This window comes from Mesorhizobium sp. LSJC269B00 (assembly GCF_000502815.1).
In the GTDB taxonomy this organism is placed as follows: Bacteria; Pseudomonadota; Alphaproteobacteria; order Rhizobiales; family Rhizobiaceae; genus Mesorhizobium.
This window is the reverse complement of the sequence record NZ_AYVN01000018.1, coordinates 56,777-76,859: the sequence shown is the minus strand read 5'-3', so window position 1 is coordinate 76,859 and position 20,083 is coordinate 56,777. Positions and strand designations below refer to the sequence as shown.

Here is a 20,083-nt window from a genome sequence, read left to right as displayed (position 1 = left end):
ACATGGACACCTTCTTCTCCTTCTACGTGCTGCCGACGCTGATCATCCTTTTAAAGTCGGTCGTGCTGATCGTCGTTTTGCTGATCGGGGTTGCCTACCTGCTTTACGCCGACCGCAAGATCTGGGCGGCGGTGCAATTGCGCCGCGGCCCGAACGTCGTCGGCCCGTGGGGCACGCTGCAGGCTTTCGCCGATCTGCTGAAATTCGTCTTCAAGGAACCGGTCATTCCGTCCGGCGCCAACAAGGGCGTGTTCCTGCTGGCGCCGCTGGTGTCGGCCGTGCTGGCAATCTCGGCCTGGGCGGTCATTCCCGTCAATGCGGGCTGGGGGATCGCCAACGTCAATGTCGGCATCCTCTACGTCTTCGCCATCTCCTCGCTCGAGGTCTATGGCGTGATCATGGGCGGCTGGGCGTCCAACTCGAAATACCCGTTCCTCGGCGCGCTGCGCTCGGCGGCGCAGATGGTGTCCTACGAAGTCTCGATCGGCTTCGTCATCGTCACCGTGCTGCTCTGCGTCGGCTCGCTCAACCTGTCGGACATCGTGCTGTCGCAGCAGGATGGGCTGGGCACCAAGCTTGGCCTGCCCAACAGCTTCCTCGACTGGCACTGGCTGGCGCTGTTCCCGATGTTCGTCATTTTCTTCATCTCGGCGCTGGCCGAGACCAACCGCCCGCCCTTCGACCTGGTGGAAGCCGAGTCGGAACTCGTCGCCGGCCATATGGTCGAATACTCCTCGACGCCGTTCCTGTTGTTCTTCCTCGGCGAATACGTCGCCGTGGTGATGATGTGCGCGCTGGCCACCATCCTGTTCCTCGGCGGCTGGCTGCCGCCCTTCGACTTCGCCCCCTTCACCTGGGTGCCCGGCGTGATCTGGTTCGTGCTCAAGATCTGCCTGATGTTCTTCATGTTCTCGATGGTGAAGGCCTTCGTGCCGCGCTACCGCTACGACCAGCTGATGCGGCTGGGCTGGAAAGTCTTTCTGCCGATCTCCCTGTTCATGGTCGTTGCCACCGCGGCCTTCCTCAAAATCACGGGGTTTGCGTGATGTCCGCTTTTGGCCAGGCCGCAAAATCGCTGCTGCTGCAGGATTTCGTCAGCGCCTTCTTCCTGTCGATGCGCCAGTTCTTCGCGCCGAAGGAGACGATCAACTATCCGCACGAGAAAGGGCCGACCAGCCCGCGCTTCCGTGGCGAGCACGCGCTGCGCCGCTATCCCAATGGCGAGGAACGCTGCATCGCCTGCAAATTGTGCGAAGCGATCTGTCCGGCGCAGGCGATCACCATCGAGGCCGGCCCGCGCCGCAATGACGGCACGCGCCGCACCGTGCGCTACGACATAGACATGGTGAAGTGCATCTATTGCGGCTTCTGCCAGGAAGCCTGCCCGGTCGACGCTATCGTCGAGGGGCCGAATTTCGAGTTCGCGACGGAGACGCGCGAAGAGCTTTACTACGACAAGGACAGGCTGCTGGCGAATGGCGACCGCTGGGAGCGCGAACTGGCGCGCAACATCTCGCTGGACTCGCCCTACCGCTGACATTTGACGCATGGACGGGGCGAGGGGCCTCGTCTAAGGACAACGCAACTTGCCGGCCGGAGGCGGTCGCAGAAATCAAACAGGACGGATGTCCTGTTTGGACAGGAACCCGGGGGATCCCCAATGCTGAGTGGACTAGAGGCGGCCTTTTTCTACCTCTTCGCCTTTGTCGCGGTGGCGTCGGCCTTCATGGTCATTTCGTCGCGCAACCCCGTGCATTCCGTGCTGTTCCTGATCCTGACCTTCTTCAACGCCGCCGGCCTGTTCATGCTGACCGGCGCCGAGTTCCTGGCGATGATCCTGCTTGTCGTCTATGTCGGCGCGGTCATGGTGCTGTTCCTGTTCGTCGTCATGATGCTCGATGTCGACTTCGCCGAGATGAAGGAAGGCGCCCTGCAATATGCGCCGATCGGCGCGCTGGTCGGGCTGATCCTGGCGGCCGAGCTGATCGTGGTGCTCGGCGGCTACACCTTCGCGCCGCAACTGGCCTCGACGGTCTCCAAACCCATCCCGGATCTTGCCGCGCGGACAAACACCGCAGCACTCGGCGACATCCTCTATACCGACTACCTCTACTACTTCCAGATTTCGGGCCTCATCCTGCTGGTCGCCATGATCGGCGCCATCGTGCTGACGCTGCGCCACAAGGAAGGGATCAAGCGGCAGTCGATCGCAGCCCAGGTCGGCCGCACGCCGGCGACAGGCATGGAAATCCGCAAGGTCAAGTCGGGCGAGGGGCTCTGACGATGTTCGGTCGTTTGAAGAAAAAATACTGGGGAGAGCAGGTTGCCTCTTGGCGGGTTGATTCGACTGAGAAGGCCTGGGTATTCGTCTGGAATCGCGACGGGAATCTTACGCTGAACATCAAGAGCGAAGATTTCACATACGTTCAGGGGGCAGGCCGGAATGATGCAACAGTTATCTTCGAGCCTTCTGCCATAGACAGCCTTTTGGACGCCATCGTATCCGCGCGTTCAATGATTCAACAAATGCCGGGAAAGGTTTGATCTGGCCATGGTCGTCGGCATCGCACATTACCTGACCGTATCGGCGATCCTGTTCACGCTGGGCGTGTTCGGCATCTTCCTGAACCGCAGGAACATCATCGTCATCCTGATGTCGATCGAGCTGATTCTTTTGGCGGTCAACATCAATTTCGTTGCCTTCTCGGCGGCATTGGGCGATCTCGTCGGCCAGGTGTTTGCCCTGTTCGTGCTGACGGTCGCCGCCGCCGAAGCGGCCATCGGTCTTGCCATTCTCGTCGTCTTCTTCCGCAACCGCGGCTCGATCGCGGTCGAAGACGTGAACCAGATGAAGGGTTGACGGGGCTAACATGTATCAAGCGATCGTCTTCCTTCCGCTGCTCGGCTTCCTGATCGTCGGTCTGTTCGGCAATTCGCTGGGCGCCAAGGCATCGGAATACATCACCTCGGGCTTCCTGGTGATCTCGGCCGTGCTGTCCTGGGTCGCCTTCTTCTCCGTCGGCTTCGGCGAGGGCGAGGTGTTCACCGTGCCGGTACTGCGCTGGATCCAATCCGGCGGGCTCGACGCGTCCTGGGCGCTCAGGATCGATACGCTGACGGTGGTCATGCTGGTGGTGGTCAACACGGTGTCGGCGCTGGTCCACATCTATTCGATCGGCTACATGCACCACGATCCGAACCGGCCCCGCTTCTTTGCCTATCTGTCGCTGTTCACCTTCGCCATGCTGATGCTGGTGACGGCCGACAATCTGGTGCAGATGTTCTTCGGCTGGGAAGGGGTGGGTCTCGCCTCCTATTTGCTGATCGGCTTCTGGTACAAGAAGCCGTCGGCCAATGCCGCGGCCATCAAGGCCTTCGTCGTCAACCGCGTCGGCGATTTCGGTTTTGCGCTCGGCATTTTCGGCGTCTTCGTTTTGTTCGGCTCGGTCAATCTCGGCACCATCTTCGCCAATGCCGCGACGTTCATTCCGGCCGAAGGCGCGCCGCAAGGGGCGGCAGTACTGACCTTCCTCGGCTATGCGCTGGACAAGCAGGCGGCCATGACCATCGTCTGCCTGCTGCTGTTCATGGGCGCCATGGGCAAGTCGGCGCAGGTGCCGCTGCACACTTGGCTGCCGGACGCCATGGAAGGACCGACCCCGGTTTCAGCGCTGATCCATGCCGCCACCATGGTCACGGCCGGCGTGTTCATGCTGGCGCGGCTGTCGCCGCTGTTCGAACTGTCGCATTCGGCACTCACGGTGGTGACCTTCATCGGCGCCTTCACCGCCTTCTTCGCGGCGACCGTCGGCCTGGTCCAGAACGACATCAAGCGCGTCATCGCCTATTCGACCTGTTCGCAGCTCGGCTACATGTTCGTCGCGCTCGGCGTCGGCGCCTATGGCGCGGCGATCTTCCATCTGTTCACGCACGCCTTCTTCAAGGCGCTGCTGTTCCTGGGCTCCGGCTCGGTCATCCATGCCGTCTCCGACGAGCAGGACATGCGCAAGATGGGCGGCCTGCGGAAGCTCATTCCGAAGACCTACTGGATGATGGTGATCGGCACGCTGGCGCTGACCGGCGTCGGCATTCCGATGACCGTCATCGGCACCGCCGGCTTCTTCTCCAAGGATGCCATCATCGAGGCTGCCTTTGCCGGCCACAATTCGGTCGCTGGCCTCGCTTTTGTCCTGCTGGTCATCGCCGCCTGCTTCACCTCCTTCTACTCCTGGCGGCTGATCTTCATGACCTTCCATGGCGAGCCGCGGGCGAGCCACGACGTCATGCACCATGTCCATGAATCGCCGCCGGTGATGCTGGTGCCGCTGTTCATCCTGGCCGCGGGCGCGCTGTTTGCCGGCGTTATCTTCCATGGTGCCTTCATCGGCGAAGGCTATGCCGAATTCTGGAAGGCCTCGCTGTTCACGCTGCCGGACAACCACATCCTGCACGATATCCACGAATTGCCGCTGTGGGTCGAGCTGGCACCGTTCGTCGCCATGGTCATCGGCTTTGCCGTCGCCTGGAAGTTCTACATCCGCTCGCCGGAACTGCCCCGGAGCGTCGCCGCCAACCATCGGCTGCTGTATGCCTTCCTGCTCAACAAATGGTACTTTGACGAGCTCTACGACGTCCTGTTCGTGCGGCCGGCAAAGGCGCTGGGCAGGTTCTTGTGGAAGACCGGCGACGGCACCATCATCGACGGGCTCGGTCCTGACGGCATTTCGGCGCGCGTCGTCGACGTCACCGACCGCGTCGTCAAGCTGCAGACCGGCTATCTCTATCACTATGCCTTCGCCATGCTGATCGGCGTGGCAGCACTCGTCACCTGGATGATGCTCTGATGACCGCCTGGCCAATCCTCTCGCTGGTCACCTTCCTGCCGCTGGTAGGTGTGCTGCTGATCCTGTTCATCAGGGATGACAGCCCGAATGCACGTCGCAACATCCGCGCCATCGCGTTCACGACGACGGCAGCCACCTTCATCATCTCGCTGTTCATCTGGACCGGCTTCGACAATTCGCAGGCCGGCTTCCAGTTCGTCGAGAAGTTTGCCTGGCTGGATTCCGGCATCTCCTACCATATGGGCGTCGACGGCATTTCGATGCTGTTCGTCATCCTGACGACGTTCCTGATGCCGCTCTGCATCCTGGCGTCGTGGGAAGCGATCGACAAGCGGGTCAAGGCCTACATGATTGCCTTCCTGCTATTGGAAACGCTGATGATCGGCGTGTTCTGCGCGCTCGACATCGTGCTGTTCTACGTCTTCTTCGAGGCCGGCCTGATCCCGATGTTCATCATCATCGGCGTCTGGGGCGGCAAGCGCCGCGTCTATGCCTCGTTCAAGTTCTTCCTCTACACGTTGGCCGGCTCGGTGCTGATGCTGCTCGCCATCATGGCGATGTTCTTCCAGGCGGGCACCACCGACATCCCGACGCTGCTGACGCACAACTTCCCGGCCCACATGCAGACATGGCTATTTCTAGCCTTCTTCGCCTCCTTCGCGGTGAAGATGCCGATGTGGCCGGTGCACACCTGGCTGCCCGATGCGCACGTCGAAGCGCCGACGGCGGGTTCGGTGATCCTGGCCGGCATCCTGTTGAAAATGGGCGGGTACGGCTTCCTGCGCTTCTCCCTGCCGATGTTCCCGCTGGCGTCGGAAATGTTCGCGCCGCTGGTGTTTACGCTGTCGGTCGTCGCCATCATCTACACCTCGCTGGTGGCGCTGATGCAGGAGGACATGAAGAAGCTGATCGCCTATTCCTCCGTCGCCCATATGGGCTTCGTCACCATGGGCATCTTCGCCATGAACCAGGAAGGCGTGCAGGGCGCGATCTTCCAGATGCTGAGCCACGGCCTCGTCTCGGGCGCGCTGTTCCTGTGCGTCGGCGTCATTTACGACCGCATGCACACACGCGAGATCGACGCCTATGGCGGCTTGGTCAACAACATGCCGAAATACGCCACGGTGTTCCTGATCTTCACCATGGCCAATGTCGGCTTGCCCGGCACATCAGGCTTCGTCGGCGAGTTCCTGACCATGCTCGGCGTGTTCCGGGTCAACACCTGGGTGGCGTTCTTCGCCGCCACCGGCGTCATCCTGTCGGCGGCCTACGCGCTCTGGCTCTACCGCCGGGTGATCTTCGGCGCGCTGACCAAGGAAAGCCTGAAGGGCCTGCTCGATCTGTCGACGCGCGAGAAGGCGATCATCTACCCGCTGGTCGTGCTGGTCATCTTCTTCGGCGTCTATCCCGCTCCCGTCTTCGATGCCACGGCCCAGTCGGTCAAGGCGCTCGTCACCAATGTCACCGCATCCATCGGCGCCGCGCAGACCGCGGCGGCGAACTGACCAGAGGTTTTGCGAACCATGACGCCGGACCTTTATTCCAGCCTTTCGCTCTCGACGCCGGAGCTGATCCTCGCCATCGGCGCGCTGGCGCTGTTGATGGTCGGCGCCTATTCGCGCGCCAACACGGCCATTCTGGTGACCGGCCTTGCCGTCGCCGTGCTGGTGATCGCAGGCCTATGGCTGATCTTTCCCACGGGGCAGGGCGCAGCCTATGGCAACGCCTTCATCCAGGATCCGTTCTCCCGCTTCATGAAGGTGCTGTCGCTGATCGGTTCGGCGGTGACGCTGGTGATGTCGATGCGCTTCGCCAGGCAGGAGCATTTCGACAAGTTCGAATACCCGGTGCTGATCCTGCTCTGCACGCTCGGCATGATGCTGATGATCTCGGCCAACGGCATGATCGGGCTCTATCTCGGCCTCGAGCTGCAGTCGCTGGCGATTTACGTGCTGGCGGCGATCAATCGCGACAATCTGCGTTCGACCGAGGCCGGTTTGAAGTATTTTGTGCTTGGCGCGCTGTCGTCGGGCATGCTGCTTTACGGCATCAGCCTCATTTACGGCTACACCGGCAATGTCGGCTTCCAGGAAATCGCCTCGGCGCTTGGCAGCGGTGAGCGCCAGCTCGGCCTCGTCGTCGGCCTGGTCTTCGTTTTGGCCGGCCTTGCCTTCAAGATTTCGGCGGTGCCGTTCCATATGTGGACGCCCGATGTCTACGAGGGCGCACCGACGCCGGTCACCGCTTTCCTGGCGGCTGCCCCCAAAATGGCGGCGATGGCGCTGATCGTGCGCGTCACCATGGGCGCCTTCAAGCCGATCGCTTCCGACTGGCAGCAGATCATCGTCTTCATCTCGATCGCCTCGATGGCGCTCGGCTCCTTTGCCGCCATCGGCCAGACCAACATCAAGCGGCTGATGGCGTACTCCTCGATCGGCCATATGGGCTACGCGCTGGTCGGCCTTGCCGCCAACAGCCAGGCCGGCGTGCGCGGCGTCGCCATCTACATGCTGATCTATCTGGTCATGACGCTCGGCACCTTCGCCTTCATCCTCGCCATGCGGCGCAAGGAAGGCAATGTCGAGCAGATCAGCGATCTCGCCGGTCTGTCGTCGACCAATCCGATCATGGCGACGATCCTGACCATCCTGATGTTCTCGCTGGCCGGCATCCCGCCGCTCGCCGGTTTCTGGGGGAAATGGTACGTGTTCCTCGCCGCCATCAACGCCAACCTCTATGCGCTGGCGATCATCGGCGTGCTGGCCTCCGTAGTGGGCGCGTTCTACTATCTGCGCATCATCAAGATCATGTGGTTCGACGAACCGGCCGGCGGCTTCGTGCCGATGGCGAGCGAACTGCGCCTCGTGCTTGGCATCTCCGGCGCTTTCGTGCTGTTCTATGTGTTGATCGGCGGTCCGATCGCGACCTACGCCGAAGCCGCCGCCAAGACATTTTTCTGACCGGATGGCATTTCGGCTGGCTCCAACCTCTGAGACGGAAGGGTTCCGGCTCGAGGCCCATGACAGCGTGGGTTCCACCAACACGCTTGCGCTGGACCATGCAAGGGCAGGCGACCCCGGCAAATTGTGGGTCGTTTCCAAGAAGCAGGAAAGCGGCCGTGGCCGCCGCGGCAGGGCCTGGGTATCTCCCGAGGGCAATCTGGCGGCGACATTGCTGGTCATCACCGGCGGTGAGTTGCGTCTGGCGGCGACGCTGGGCTTCGTCGCCGGCCTGTCGCTGGCCGATGCGCTTGACGCCGTGGTGCCGAAGGGCAGGATCGCCATCGGCCTCGACGGCGCCAGCCAAGGGCAGAACCGCTTCGAGCTGAAATGGCCGAACGATGTGCTTGCCTCCGGCGCCAAACTGGCCGGCATCCTGCTGGAATCGGCCATTCTCGATGGCGGCCGTTTCGCGGTGGCGGTGGGCATCGGCGTCAATGTGGTGGCGCATCCGCCGGATTTGCCGTATCCGGCGACATCGCTTCAGGCGCTGGGCGCGACATGCGACGCCGAAACGCTGTTCTTGGCGCTGTCCGATGCCTGGACCGACAATGCCCGGCTGTGGGATGACGGACGCGGGCTCGACGCCATCCGGCGTCGCTGGCTGGCGCGCGCGGCGGGGCTTGGCGGCGAGGTTGCTGTCAGGATTGACGGGAATGTGGTGCGCGGTACCTTCGAGACCATTGACGCGGACTGCCGTTTCGTGATCCGCGATGATGAGGGGTCGGTCGTGACGGTAGCCGCCGGCGACGTGCATTTCGGCGCCGTCGCGTCGGCAAAGATTTAGAGCTGGTCGCAAGGGCCGGGAAGGGAAAATTGATGGCGAAAGCGCAAAACGCCGAACTCGTCTTCGTGCCGCTCGGCGGCGTCGGCGAGATCGGCATGAACTTCGCCCTTTACGGCTATGGGCCGCCTAGCGCGCGCGAGTGGATCGTCGTCGATGTCGGCGTGACCTTTCCCGACGCGGCGCATCCGGGCGTCGACCTGATCCTGCCCGATACGCGCTTCATCGAGGAGAACCTCGCCGGCCTGCGCGGCATCATCATCACCCACGCGCATGAAGACCATTACGGGGCGCTGCTCGACATCTGGCCAAAGCTGAAGGCGCCGGTGTGGATGACACCGTTCAGCGCCGGCTTGCTGGACGCCAAGCGCCAGGGCGAGCAGGGCGCGCCGAAGAAAATTCCGGTGACGATCTACCGGGCAGGCGAGACATTCACCGTCGGCCCGTTCTCGATCGAGGCCATTCCGGTGGCGCACTCCATCCCCGAGCCGATGTCGCTGGCGATCACCTCGCCGGCCGGCACCGTCATCCATACCGGCGACTGGAAGATCGATCCGGAACCGACGATCGGCCCCAAGACCGACGAGGCGCGGTTTCGCGCCTATGGCGACAAGGGCGTTCTGGCGCTGGTCTGCGATTCCACCAATGCGCTGCGCGAAGGCGAATCGCCGTCGGAAGTGGCGGTGGGCGAAGGCCTCAGGGGCGTCATCCAGAGCGCTGTCGGCCGTGTCGCCGTCACCACCTTCTCCTCCAATGTCGGACGCATCGTCTCCATCGCCAAGGCGGCGCGCGATGCCGGCCGCCAGTGCCTGGTGCTCGGCCGCTCGCTGAAGCGGGTCATCGATGTCGCCGGCGAACTCGGCTACATGGACGGGCTGCCGGAGTTCATCGCCGAAGAGGATTTCGGCTTCATCCCGCGCGAGAACCTGGTCATCATCTGCACCGGCAGCCAGGGCGAGGCGCTGGCAGCGCTGGCAAAACTGTCGCGCGACGAGATGAAGTCGGTGTCGCTGACGGCCGGCGACACGGTGGTGTTTTCCTCACGCACCATTCCCGGCAACGAGAAGGCGATCCTCGAGATCAAGAACCGCCTCATCGACCTCGGCATCAAGATCATCGAGGATGGCGACGCGCTGGTGCATGTCTCCGGCCATCCCCGCCGCAGCGAATTGCGCAGGATGTATGAATGGGTGCGGCCGCAGATCGGCGTTCCCGTGCACGGCGAAGCCGCGCATCTGGTGGCGCAGGGGTCGCTGATGTCGACGTCGGGCATCGGCCAGGTGGCGCAAGTGCGCGACGGCGACATGCTGCGGCTGGCGCCGGGTCCGGCCACGATCATCGACCAGGTGCCGTTCGGCCGCATCTACAAGGACGGCAGGCTGATCGGCACCGACCAGGCGATGGGCATACGCGACCGGCGCAAGCTATCCTTTGCCGGCCATGTCGCGGTCAATGTCGTGCTCGACGACAAATATGAGCTCGCCGGCGATCCCGACCTGGTCGCCATCGGCGTCGCCGAGGCCGATGCCCGTGGCGAAAACATGGAAGATCTGATGCTCGACGCGGCCGTCGGCGCGGTAGACTCGATCCCTCGCCAGCGCCGCAAGGACCTCGATCTGGTGCAGGAAGCGGTGCGCCGCGCCGTGCGCGGCGCCGCCAACGAGGCCTGGGGCAAGAAGCCGCTGGTGACGGTGTTTGTGACGAGGTGAGGGAATAGGCAGTAGGCGGTAGGCAGTGGAGAAAAATGCAGATGTATCACTACTGCCTACTGCCCATTCCCTACTCCCTTAACTTGTGGAGCACTTCATGCTGGGACGCCTGAACCATGTAGCACTTGCCGTGCCGGACCTGGCCGCGGCGATTGCGGCCTATCGCGATACACTTGGCGCGCGGGTGACTGCGCCGCAGGCTTTGCCCGAGCATGGCGTTACCGTGGTGTTCGTCGATGTCGGCAACACCAAGATCGAACTCCTGGAGCCGCTGGGCGAGGGGTCGCCGATCGCGGCCTTTCTGGCGAAGAACCCCTCGGGTGGCATGCATCATGTCTGCTACGAGGTCGACGACATCCTTGCCGCGCGCGATCACCTCACAGCAAGCGGCGCCCGCGTGCTGGGCGACGGCAATCCCAAAACCGGCGCTCACGGCAAGCCGGTGCTGTTCCTGCATCCCAAGGATTTCTTCGGCACGCTGGTCGAACTGGAGCAGGCATGAGCTGGATTTCGTTTGCCGCCCTGTTCTTCATCACCTGGTGGCTGATGCTGTTCATCGTGCTGCCGTTCAGCGTCAAGACGCAGGATGACGATCAGGACGTGACGCTGGGCACGGTTGCGAGCGCGCCGCGCGGACCGCATATGCTGCGTGCCGTGATCCGCACCACCATCGTCACGGCTGTCGTCATGGGGGTTTTCTACAGCCTGACGCACGGGCTGGGCTACAGCCTCGACGAAGTCCCGCACATCATCCCCGAAGCCAGCCAGGCACCGGCTAACTAAACACTTTCCCGCCGACAGATCGGCTGGGATGTTTGTGCCTGTTTCGGAGCGCCAAACTCAGGTTTTGGCTCACCAGCTTGCGATGCGCAATCGGCGGCCAGGCATGGCCCACCCGCATTAGAATCACGCCTTGGTGTCAGGCTGACGCAAGCTCACGTGATTTGGGAACAGTTTGATCTAACCAGATGATCGGGCAAAAAAAAATGCAAGGCACAAGGCCTTGCAATTTAAACGCGTTCCGATCTGTTTTCCGGTTTCCGGCGGCAGCGGGTAACCGCGCCTAGATCGCATCCTCCCAAGACTTTGACCGCGTAGGAGAGCAGATTTTTCTCCACCCTCTCGGTTATCGGGGCACACTAGCCTAACCCTGATGAAATTGTCACGCAGAATTTTGCCCGCAATCGGGCAATCTGTGCTGCAGTGCACAATAGTGCGGCAGGCTTTGCTTGCGAAACGAACAACACCGGGGCTGCCGCCTTAATCTGGTCAGGTGTGCCGCGTCGCCCGGACGCGCAAAGCGTGTGTGAGCACTTCGGAGTCAGGTCATCATTTTGTATCAAAAGCATTATCGTTTTCGGTGCGAAGGTCTTTGGAAGAAGAATCGATTTTTGCGATTTCCGGCCGATGCGGCCGGTCGGGTTTCCATTCCGTCACGAAATAGCTATGAAGCCGGGGCAAGCAAGCCAGCCGCGCCGATTCCGGTGCAGCCTCCTCTCTCACGGACCTGTCCATGCGTTTGTCGCAGTTTTTCCTGCCCATCCTGAAAGAAAATCCGCGCGAGGCCGAGATCGTCTCGCACCGGCTGATGCTGCGTGCCGGCATGATCCGCCAGCAGGGGCAGGGCAGCTTTTCCTGGCTGCCGCTAGGCAAGCTGGTGCTCGACAAGGTCTGCCGCATCATCCGCGAGGAGCAGAACCGCGCCGGCGCTCTGGAAATCCTGATGCCGACCATCCAGTCGGCCGATCTGTGGCGCGAAAGCGGCCGCTATGACGACTATGGCAAGGAGATGCTGCGCATCAAGGACCGGCAGGACCGCGACATGCTCTACGGTCCGACCAATGAGGAAGTGGTCACCGAAATCGTGCGCGCCTACGTCAAGTCCTACAAGGACTTGCCGCTAAACCTCTACCACATCCAGTGGAAGTTCCGCGACGAGGTGCGTCCGCGCTTCGGCGTCATGCGCTCGCGCGAATTCCTGATGAAGGACGCCTATTCCTTCGACCTCGATTTCGAGGGCGCGAAGGCCGCCTATAACCGCATGTTCGTATCCTATCTCCGAACGTTCACGCGCATGGGGCTGCAGGCCATTCCGATGCGGGCCGACACCGGGCCGATCGGCGGCGATCTCAGCCATGAATTCATCATCCTGGCCGACACCGGCGAGAGCCAGGTCTATTGCGACCGCGAATATCTGTCGCTGCAGGTGCCCGGCGAGAAAACCGACTTCGGCAATGACGGCGAGATCGCCGACATCGTCAAAACGTGGACGACGCCTTACGCCGCCACCGACGAGATGCATGACGAGGCGGCCTGGGACAAGCTTGGCGAAGCCGACCGGGTCTCGGCACGCGGCATCGAGGTCGGCCACATCTTCCATTTCGGCGACAAATATTCCAAGCCCATGGGCGCCAAGGTGACCGGGCCCGACGGCAAGGATCATTTCGTTTCCGGCGGCTCCTACGGTATCGGTCCGTCGCGGCTGGTGGCGGCGATCATCGAGGCCAGCCATGACGACAACGGCATCATCTGGCCGGAAGCGGTGACGCCGTTCGACATCGGCCTGATCAACATGAAGGCCGGCGACGCCGAGTGCGACCGCGTTTGCGGCGAGCTCTACGCCGCCTTCACCAGCGCCGGCAAGGATGTGCTTTACGACGACACCGACCAGCGGCCGGGCGGCAAGTTCGCCACCGCCGACCTGATCGGCCTGCCCTGGCAGGTGATCGTCGGGCCGCGCGGCGTGGCCGCCGGAGAGATCGAGATCAAGAACCGCCGGACCGGCGAGCGCGAGACGCTGCCGGTCGCGGAGGCCAGGAAACGCTTCGGTGCAACCGCATGAGCGAAGCCGCGGCAGCGAAGTCTTCGGTAGCCCAGTCTCCGGTTGGCAAGTCTCCGGTCGCCAAGTCTCCGGTCACCAAATCTCCGGTCGCCGGCCCGTTCTCCATGTTCGAACGCATGGTCGCCTGGCGTTATTTGCGGTCGCGCCGCAAGGAGACGGTGATCTCGGTCATCGCCTCGATCTCCTTCCTCGGCATCATGCTGGGCGTCGCCACGCTGATCGTCGTCATGGCTGTCATGAACGGGTTTCGAGCCGAACTTCTGACCCGCATCCTCGGCGTCAACGGCCATCTGATCGTGCAGCCGCTGGATTCGCCCCTTGAGGATTATGCGCAGGTCGCAGCCCGCATCAACGGCGTGGCCGGCGTCAAATACGCGATCCCGCTGATCGACGGCCAGGTGCTGGCGCAAGGCAATGTCGGCGGCGGCATGGGCGCGCTGGTGCGCGGTATCAGGGCCGAAGACCTCGGCAAGATCGCCATCGTCGCCCAAAACGTCAAGCAAGGCACGCTTGACGGCTTCGACTCCGGCGAGGGCGTCGCCATCGGCAAGCGCATGGCGGAGAATCTCGGCCTTGTGCTCGGCGACACCATCACGCTGATCTCGCCGGAGGGCGACGTCACGCCGATGGGCACGACGCCGCGGCTGAAGGGCTACAAGGTGGCGGCGATCTTCGAGGTCGGCATGTCGGAATATGACAGCTCCATCGTCTACATGCCGTTTTCCGAAGCGCAGCTCTATTTCAACATGGACGGCAGGGCGCAGACGATCGAGATCTATGTCGACAATCCCGATAATGTCGACGCGCTGAAACCGCTGGTCGATGCGGCGGCGCAACGGCCGATCGACATGGTCGACTGGCGCCAGCGCAACGAGACGTTCTTTTCAGCACTGCAGGTCGAGCGCAACGTCATGTTCATGATCCTGACGCTGATCGTTCTGGTGGCGGCGCTCAACATCATCTCCGGCCTGATCATGCTGGTGAAGGACAAGGGCCACGATATCGCCATCCTGCGCACAATGGGCGCCTCGCGCGGCGCCATCCTGCGCATCTTCCTGATGACGGGTGCTGCGATCGGCGTCACCGGCACGCTGGCCGGCGTGCTGCTCGGGGTGCTCATCTGCACCAACATCGAATCCATCCGCCAGTTCTTCTCCTGGATGACCGGCAAGGTGCTGTTCAACCCGGAGCTCTATTTCCTCAGCCAGCTGCCGGCAAAGATGGACCCGCGCGAGACCACCTATGTCATCCTGATGGCGCTCGGCCTGTCCTTCCTGGCAACGGTGTTTCCGGCATGGCGCGCCGCACGGCTCGATCCGGTCGAGGCCTTGAGATACGAATGAAGTCCGAGATCATTATCGAGCTGAAGAGCGTCGAGCGGCACTATGTCCAGGGGCCGCGCAAGCTCACCATTTTGAACGGCGCCGACTTTTCGCTGAAGCGCGGCGAGATGGTGGCGCTGGTGGCGCCGTCGGGCACCGGCAAGTCGACGCTGCTCCATACGGCGGGCCTGCTCGAGCGCCCCGACGCCGGTGACGTCATTCTGGCCGGCCGCGCCTGCGGACGGCTCTCCGACGACGAACGCACGGCGATCCGCCGCAACGATGTCGGCTTCGTCTATCAGTTCCATCATCTGCTGCCGGAGTTTTCGGCGCTCGAAAACATCATGATGCCGCAGCTGATCAAAGGGCTTTCGCGCAAGGAGTCGTCGGAGCGCGCAGCACAGCTGCTCGACTATATGCAGATCGGCAAGCGCGCGTCGCACCGTCCGTCGGAGCTGTCCGGCGGCGAACAGCAGCGCGTCGCCATCGCCCGTGCCGTCGCCAATGCGCCCTTGCTGCTTTTGGCCGACGAGCCGACCGGCAATCTCGACCCGGTCACCGCGTCCTATGTCTTCGACGCGCTTGGCGCGCTGGTCAAGCAGTCCGGCCTTGCCGCGCTGATCGCCACCCACAATCACGAGCTCGCCTCGCGCATGGACCGCCGGGTGACGCTGGCGGACGGCAAGGTCGTTCCGTTGTAGGCCCCAACTTCGTCATCCTAGCGTCTGCGCCGCGTCGCTGCGCTCCTTGCTCCGCCCTAGGATGACGAAGTGATTGGTGCGTCTCGGCCGATCGCAAAGGCATGCGATGCGCCCTGCGTCAGCACTGCCGTCACCCCGTCAACCTTTCGTTAACCCTGCCCAAACCGGCTGTCAGGATTCGTCGGCATGCCGCTTTCCGCTCATTGACTTTCGAACAAAGTTAGAACAAAATACGAACATAGCAACAACAGGAGAGAGTTATGAGCGATCTTGTTCAGGACGTCGTTTCGTTGGTGTGCATGAGTGCGTTTCTGGTTTCCATGGCTGTCTGGATAGGCGCCATGTGATGCAACTGCGGTTCGCCGCACTGTTTTAGGCGGGCAGGAAGGCGCTGTGCCGTTAAGCCTTTCTTGCCGCCATGACGCTAGGCTGCCCCGCCAAGACAGGGAGCAAAAACCTCAGGTGTCGCCGATCGTGACGGCCCTTCTCGTGGCCGGTAATCTCGGACTGATTTTCCTTCTGATGACCGCGCCGCTCGGTTTGCGCACGGTGAGGCTCAGCCGCGTGATTACGATGGACCGGCAGCGCCTCTGGCAGGCGCTGTGGCCGCTAGGCAGCGATGCCGGCTGGTCCGGCGAGATACTCTCGGCCCAGCCGCTGGACGGGCGGGGCACGGCCCGCATCCTGCTGTCGTGGGAAGGCCGCGACGGCCAGCCGATCGAGCGCAGGTCGCGCTTCGAGGACGTCGTCGAAGGCAGTCGTTTTTCGATGCGGGTCATCGAGGATACCGCGCTCGACGCGTCGTTCTGGAAGGATTTTTGTGAGACCACCGAACTCACCTCGGAAGGTGCCGGCACGCGGGTGACGCTCAGCCAGACCGATCGCTATCGCGGCGTCGCCTTCCTGGTGTTCCGCTACTTCGCCATGCGCCGCGAGCTCGGCAAGCTGGAGATCTGGGCGAGGACCGGACAGTATCGCAAGGGCGGCTGGTTCGAGCATCCGCTGAGCCAGGTCGGTTTCGCCGTTCTGTCGGCTTTCATCCTTTGGCCGTTCTTCGGGCTCAATCTTGGCGGCCTGGCGCTGGCCGCGATCCTGACCTCGGTGGTCGCCCTGCATGAGCTCGGCCACATGGCGGCCTTCCGGCTGACCGGTCATCGCAAGGCGCGGATGATCTTTATCCCGCTGCTCGGCGGCATCGCCATTGGTGGCCGGCCTTATGACAGCCGCTTCGAGGTCGCCTTCGTGGCGCTGATGGGCGCCGGCTTTTCCGCGTTCCTGGTTCCGCTGCTGATCGTCGCCAGCGGGCTCGCGTCCGGCGAGGGACATCGGCTCGCCGCGGCCCTTCTGGCGACGCTTGCCGGCTTTGCCGCGCTGTTCAACATCGCCAATCTGGTGCCGGTGTGGAAATTCGACGGCGGCCAAGTGCTGCGCCAGATCTGCCCGGGGCCGGTCGCCCTGGCGCTCGCCTCGTTTTCCCTGCTCTCGGCCTTGCTGTGGCTTGGCTGGCTGGCCGGCTTTTCCCAAAGCTTTCTGCTGGTGGCGGGCGCCGTCTTTGCCATCCTCAGCCTGATGACAGTGGGTAGCGGGGTAAAACCGCGCCACGAATTGAAGCCGATCCGCATCTTCGATCGTTTCGCCATGGCCGGCGCGCTGCTGGCCGTCTTCGCCATTCACGGTTTCGGGCTGTTGTGGGCCTCGGCGCGGTTGCTTTGAGCGTTGGTCGAGGCGAGACTCAGCCGGCCTTGCGAGCCGGTTCTGCAGAAGTTGACTTCGCTGCCCCGAAAACATCCTCGAAGGCGGATTTCAGCGCCAGGTCGAAATCGCCCATGGTCACGGGCAGGCCGAGGTCGACGAGGCTGGTGACGCCGTGATCCGGCACGCCGCATGGCACGATGCCGCTGAAATGGCTGAGATCCGGCTCGACATTGACGGCAATGCCATGAAAGCTCACCCAGCGCCGCAGCCGGATGCCGATGGCCGCGATCTTGTCTTCAGCCGGCGAGCCGTCGGGCAGGGACGGGCGCTCGGGCCGCACCACCCAGACTCCGACGCGGTCCTCGCGGCGTTCGCCGCGCACATTGAAGGCGGCAAGCGTGCCGATGATCCACTGCTCGAGCGCGGCGACGAAGGCGCGCACATCCTCGCGCCGGCGCTTCAGGTCAAGCATGACATAGGCAACCCGCTGCCCCGGCCCGTGATAGGTGTATTCGCCGCCGCGCCCCGCGGCAAAGACCGGGAAACGGTCGGGGTCGATCAGGTCCTCGATGCGGGCGCTGGTCCCGGCGGTGTAAAGCGGCGGATGCTCGACCAGCCAGACCATCTCGGCGGCTGCACCCGCGCGGATCGCCTCGGCGCGCGCTTCCATCAGGGCCAGCGCATCGGTGTAGCCGGTCAGGCCGGGCTCGATGCGCCATTCGACCGGCGCCGAACCCGGCAAGGGCAGGAACGACGTGGCGATCTGGCTGCGTTCGGTCATGGCTTTTTCGTTTTTCGCGTGATGCACGCCGGCTTGGCGAAACCGCCTTGCGCTCTGGGGCCAAATGCATTTGCCCTTCATATGGCGGTATCCGGCTGAAACGTCCAGTTCGCCACGCATTTCGGCCTTCGCGCACGACCCCGAAGATAGGAACGATCTTCGGAAAGGATCATGCGCCAAATCAAAGTGCTGCAGCGTCCTTTGCGCGTCCCACAGGACGCGCGGCGCTGTAGAGGCCGATATGCCAATTCGCGGCGATTATTGCGCGCCGCGCCCTTGTTTCGCAGGAAACGATTTGCTACACGCCGCGAGCCGGTTCGTTCCGGCTCCTACCACGGGCGGTCGTGGCGGAATTGGTAGACGCGCAGCGTTGAGGTCGCTGTGGGGCAACCCGTGGAAGTTCGAGTCTTCTCGACCGCACCATAATTTTTCGGCCATTGAAATCATTGCGGCTTCTCAGGCCGTCGACGCCAAATCATCGCCTTTGGCGCTTGAACCGGCCGCAGCAGAGTTGCAACAAGAGGTCGCAGAGCCGCACGCGAACGCCGCTTGGCTCGCACCGGCCAGCCTCCTGCACCTGAGTCCCCGGCTTTGCCGGTGGCGGGGCAGGGGATGTGGTTGACCTAAGCGGCGCGTCGTTGCGGGAAATGGAGACCCGGACGGGCTCGACGAGGGTCAACGGCCGTCACGACGGTGTGGTGGTGATCGCAGTAGACGCGATCCGGCGACGTCGGCCCGGCACAAAACCGGTAACCACCGGGTACCGACCGGTCTTCGCTCACCGGGAAGCGGCACTGGTGCAGGCCTAGCTGAATGAGGGGGACGTCTCTCGACGCTGGTCTGATATTTTCACGCATGATGGTTTTCAGTTTCCTGGTTCATAGCCATTGCCGGCTGACGGCCGCGATGCGACCGGTCGGAGCGAGCTTCTCTCGTTTTGGAGGGCTGTGGACCACATATGGTGCTGATAGCACCGTCAAAGAAGCCCGGCGCCCCGCTTCTGCAGCCAAATCGTTTGCGACTTAAGGCCACACCCGCGAGCGCCCGAAGCACCTGTCCGGCCGGGATTTGCCGGCGCGCCGTTGCATAGCCTCAGTCCGTCGCCGCCGATCGCTTGAAGACGATGGTGACCCTGGTTCCCTCGCCGGCACTCGACTTGACGTCGAATTGCGCCTTGGCATTTTCGGTCAGCGACCGCGCGATCAAGGAGCCGAGCTTGCCGGGCCTGGGCCAGGTCTCACCCGTCGGCAGACCGATCCCATCATCGGCGACAGTCACCCGGCAACCATCGCCGCTGACGACGCTGTGCAGCGTGATCGTGCCGCCATCGCGCCCGACGAATGCATGTTTGAGAGCGTTGGTCAGCAACTCATTGACGACCAGGCCTGTCGGCATGGCAACGTTGATGGATACCGGATAGGTATCCACCTTAAGGTCGAGGCGGATACCTTCGACTGCGTGCGACGCCATGACGGCGGACGCGATCTGGCTAAGGTACACGCCAAGATCCACCTCATCCTTCTGCTGGTCAGCCGACAATGTCTGGTAGAGGATTGCCAATGCGTCTACCCGGCCGGCAAGCCTTTCGAAACGCTTCTGGTCCGGTTCGGTGGCGTTGCGGGTTTCCATCCGGATCAAAGCGGTGATCATCTGCAGATTGTTTTTCACCCGATGCTGCAGTTCGCGCAACAGGGTGTCCTTCTCCCGGATGAGCTCCTCCGCGGGTCGCGCGTCCTCGGTCTCACCGTGTGCCGTGACGTCGACAAGCGCCACCAGCCGGAAGCAGAGCTTGCCGTTGTCGTCCTCGATAACGTTGGAATAAACGTCGACGATTGCCGGCTTGTCCTCGCCGCGCTCGAGGCGAAACGTGCCGACGAAATCGGTGTCTTCAACGACAGCCTCGGCGAGCGGCCTGTCCTTCTGCCGATGAAGCCCCCTGCCGGAAAGGGCCGCCCAGTTTTCCCGCGCAAGCTTCGGCGCCTTGAGGTCCGAGAGCTTCTCGAATTCGGGATTGGCGTAGACGACACGTTCCTTCGCGATCAATTCCGAGACGGCGATCGCGATCGGCATCTGGTCGAGAAATTTCTTGAACTGGTCGCTTTCCAGCGCGGTGGCGAGGTCAGGCGTATCGAGCAATTGCTCGACAGCGTCAGCCTTATCGGAGTCTGTCATCTCGGCGCCTGCGTGATGCGTGGAAGCCATCAATATCAGGCATGCAATTCACCCGCCATCTCCAATATCGAAGGGGATACGACAGCGTCACTACTGGTGCGGGCCGCGTCGCGCAGCGCTCCACCGCCTGCCGCTCACGAACGAATTGGACAGAAGGCATTTTTCTCAGGGCCGCCGAACTTTGAAAAGAAATGTCTATGGAATTTGTAGAATTACGCTTTGAATGGGATCTCG

At 62.7% G+C, this 20,083-nt stretch carries 18 protein-coding genes and 1 tRNA gene; 17 read left to right on the top strand and 2 right to left on the bottom strand.

Annotated elements, in window-relative coordinates:
* Positions 1-2: 2 nt before the first annotated feature.
* From nuoH to X771_RS137600, 16 genes are all read left to right on the top strand, one after another.
* Positions 3-1,046 carry an NADH-quinone oxidoreductase subunit NuoH gene (gene nuoH, locus X771_RS137525; protein ID WP_023685202.1) on the top strand — a complete coding sequence of 348 codons (1,044 nt, stop codon included), beginning with the start codon at positions 3-5 and terminating at the stop codon, positions 1,044-1,046.
* Positions 1,046-1,537 (top strand): NADH-quinone oxidoreductase subunit NuoI, encoded by a 492-nt coding sequence (nuoI, locus tag X771_RS137530; RefSeq protein WP_023685203.1) that lies wholly within the window; start codon positions 1,046-1,048, stop codon positions 1,535-1,537. Before nuoH ends, nuoI begins: the two co-directional genes overlap by 1 nt.
* A 123-nt stretch (positions 1,538-1,660) precedes the next feature.
* Entirely contained in the window at positions 1,661-2,281 is a 621-nt protein-coding gene (locus X771_RS137535) for an NADH-quinone oxidoreductase subunit J (protein ID WP_023670812.1), read from the top strand.
* 2 nt (positions 2,282-2,283) lie between these two features.
* On the top strand, positions 2,284-2,544 hold the full coding sequence (locus X771_RS137540; protein WP_023670811.1) for a hypothetical protein: 261 nt from the start codon (positions 2,284-2,286) through the stop codon (positions 2,542-2,544).
* Positions 2,545-2,551: 7 nt separating this feature from the next.
* Positions 2,552-2,860, top strand: a complete 309-nt coding sequence (nuoK, locus tag X771_RS137545; RefSeq protein ID WP_023670810.1) for an NADH-quinone oxidoreductase subunit NuoK — start codon at positions 2,552-2,554, stop codon at positions 2,858-2,860.
* 10 nt (positions 2,861-2,870) lie between these two features.
* On the top strand, positions 2,871-4,844 hold the full coding sequence (gene nuoL, locus X771_RS137550; RefSeq protein WP_023690302.1) for an NADH-quinone oxidoreductase subunit L: 1,974 nt from the start codon (positions 2,871-2,873) through the stop codon (positions 4,842-4,844).
* Entirely contained in the window at positions 4,844-6,349 is a 1,506-nt protein-coding gene (locus X771_RS137555; RefSeq protein WP_023670808.1) for an NADH-quinone oxidoreductase subunit M, read from the top strand. Before nuoL ends, X771_RS137555 begins: the two co-directional genes overlap by 1 nt.
* Positions 6,350-6,367: 18 nt before the next feature.
* Positions 6,368-7,804: an NADH-quinone oxidoreductase subunit NuoN gene (gene nuoN, locus X771_RS137560; protein WP_023690301.1), complete on the top strand. Its 1,437-nt coding sequence runs from the start codon at positions 6,368-6,370 to the stop codon at positions 7,802-7,804.
* A 4-nt stretch (positions 7,805-7,808) separates the two neighbouring features.
* Positions 7,809-8,630 carry a biotin--[acetyl-CoA-carboxylase] ligase gene (locus X771_RS137565; protein WP_023670806.1) on the top strand — a complete coding sequence of 274 codons (822 nt, stop codon included), beginning with the start codon at positions 7,809-7,811 and terminating at the stop codon, positions 8,628-8,630.
* Between the two features lie 32 nt (positions 8,631-8,662).
* The gene (locus tag X771_RS137570) at positions 8,663-10,336 is read left to right on the top strand and encodes a ribonuclease J (protein WP_023690300.1); all 1,674 of its coding nucleotides are present in this window, start codon (positions 8,663-8,665) and stop codon (positions 10,334-10,336) included.
* Between the two features lie 97 nt (positions 10,337-10,433).
* Positions 10,434-10,838, top strand: a complete 405-nt coding sequence (gene mce, locus X771_RS137575; RefSeq protein ID WP_023690299.1) for a methylmalonyl-CoA epimerase — start codon at positions 10,434-10,436, stop codon at positions 10,836-10,838.
* Positions 10,835-11,119 (top strand): DUF1467 family protein, encoded by a 285-nt coding sequence (locus X771_RS137580; protein ID WP_023670803.1) that lies wholly within the window; start codon positions 10,835-10,837, stop codon positions 11,117-11,119. The genes mce and X771_RS137580 overlap by 4 nt, the downstream gene beginning before the upstream one ends.
* 730 nt (positions 11,120-11,849) lie before the next feature.
* Complete coding sequence (proS, locus tag X771_RS137585; protein WP_023670802.1) at positions 11,850-13,178, top strand: proline--tRNA ligase; 1,329 nt, start codon at positions 11,850-11,852, stop codon at positions 13,176-13,178.
* On the top strand, positions 13,175-14,521 hold the full coding sequence (locus tag X771_RS137590) for a lipoprotein-releasing ABC transporter permease subunit (RefSeq protein ID WP_023685210.1): 1,347 nt from the start codon (positions 13,175-13,177) through the stop codon (positions 14,519-14,521). Before proS ends, X771_RS137590 begins: the two co-directional genes overlap by 4 nt.
* Positions 14,518-15,201 carry an ABC transporter ATP-binding protein gene (locus tag X771_RS137595; protein ID WP_023670800.1) on the top strand — a complete coding sequence of 228 codons (684 nt, stop codon included), beginning with the start codon at positions 14,518-14,520 and terminating at the stop codon, positions 15,199-15,201. Before X771_RS137590 ends, X771_RS137595 begins: the two co-directional genes overlap by 4 nt.
* 462 nt (positions 15,202-15,663) lie before the next feature.
* Positions 15,664-16,914 carry a peptidase M50 gene (locus X771_RS137600; RefSeq protein ID WP_023690298.1) on the top strand — a complete coding sequence of 417 codons (1,251 nt, stop codon included), beginning with the start codon at positions 15,664-15,666 and terminating at the stop codon, positions 16,912-16,914.
* Between the two features lie 19 nt (positions 16,915-16,933).
* Here the strand turns inward: X771_RS137600 and lipB are convergent, their stop codons facing one another.
* Positions 16,934-17,677, bottom strand: a complete 744-nt coding sequence (gene lipB, locus X771_RS137605; RefSeq protein WP_023690297.1) for a lipoyl(octanoyl) transferase LipB — start codon at positions 17,675-17,677, stop codon at positions 16,934-16,936.
* Between the two features lie 338 nt (positions 17,678-18,015).
* On the opposite strand from lipB, the gene X771_RS137610 reads away from it, so the two are divergent.
* Positions 18,016-18,100, top strand: a tRNA-Leu gene (locus X771_RS137610).
* Between the two features lie 669 nt (positions 18,101-18,769).
* Here X771_RS137610 and X771_RS137615 read toward each other — a convergent pair.
* A complete protein-coding gene (locus X771_RS137615) occupies positions 18,770-19,849 on the bottom strand; it encodes a histidine kinase dimerization/phosphoacceptor domain -containing protein (protein ID WP_023685214.1) in 1,080 nt (359 codons plus the stop codon).
* Between the last annotated feature and the right edge of the window lie 234 nt (positions 19,850-20,083).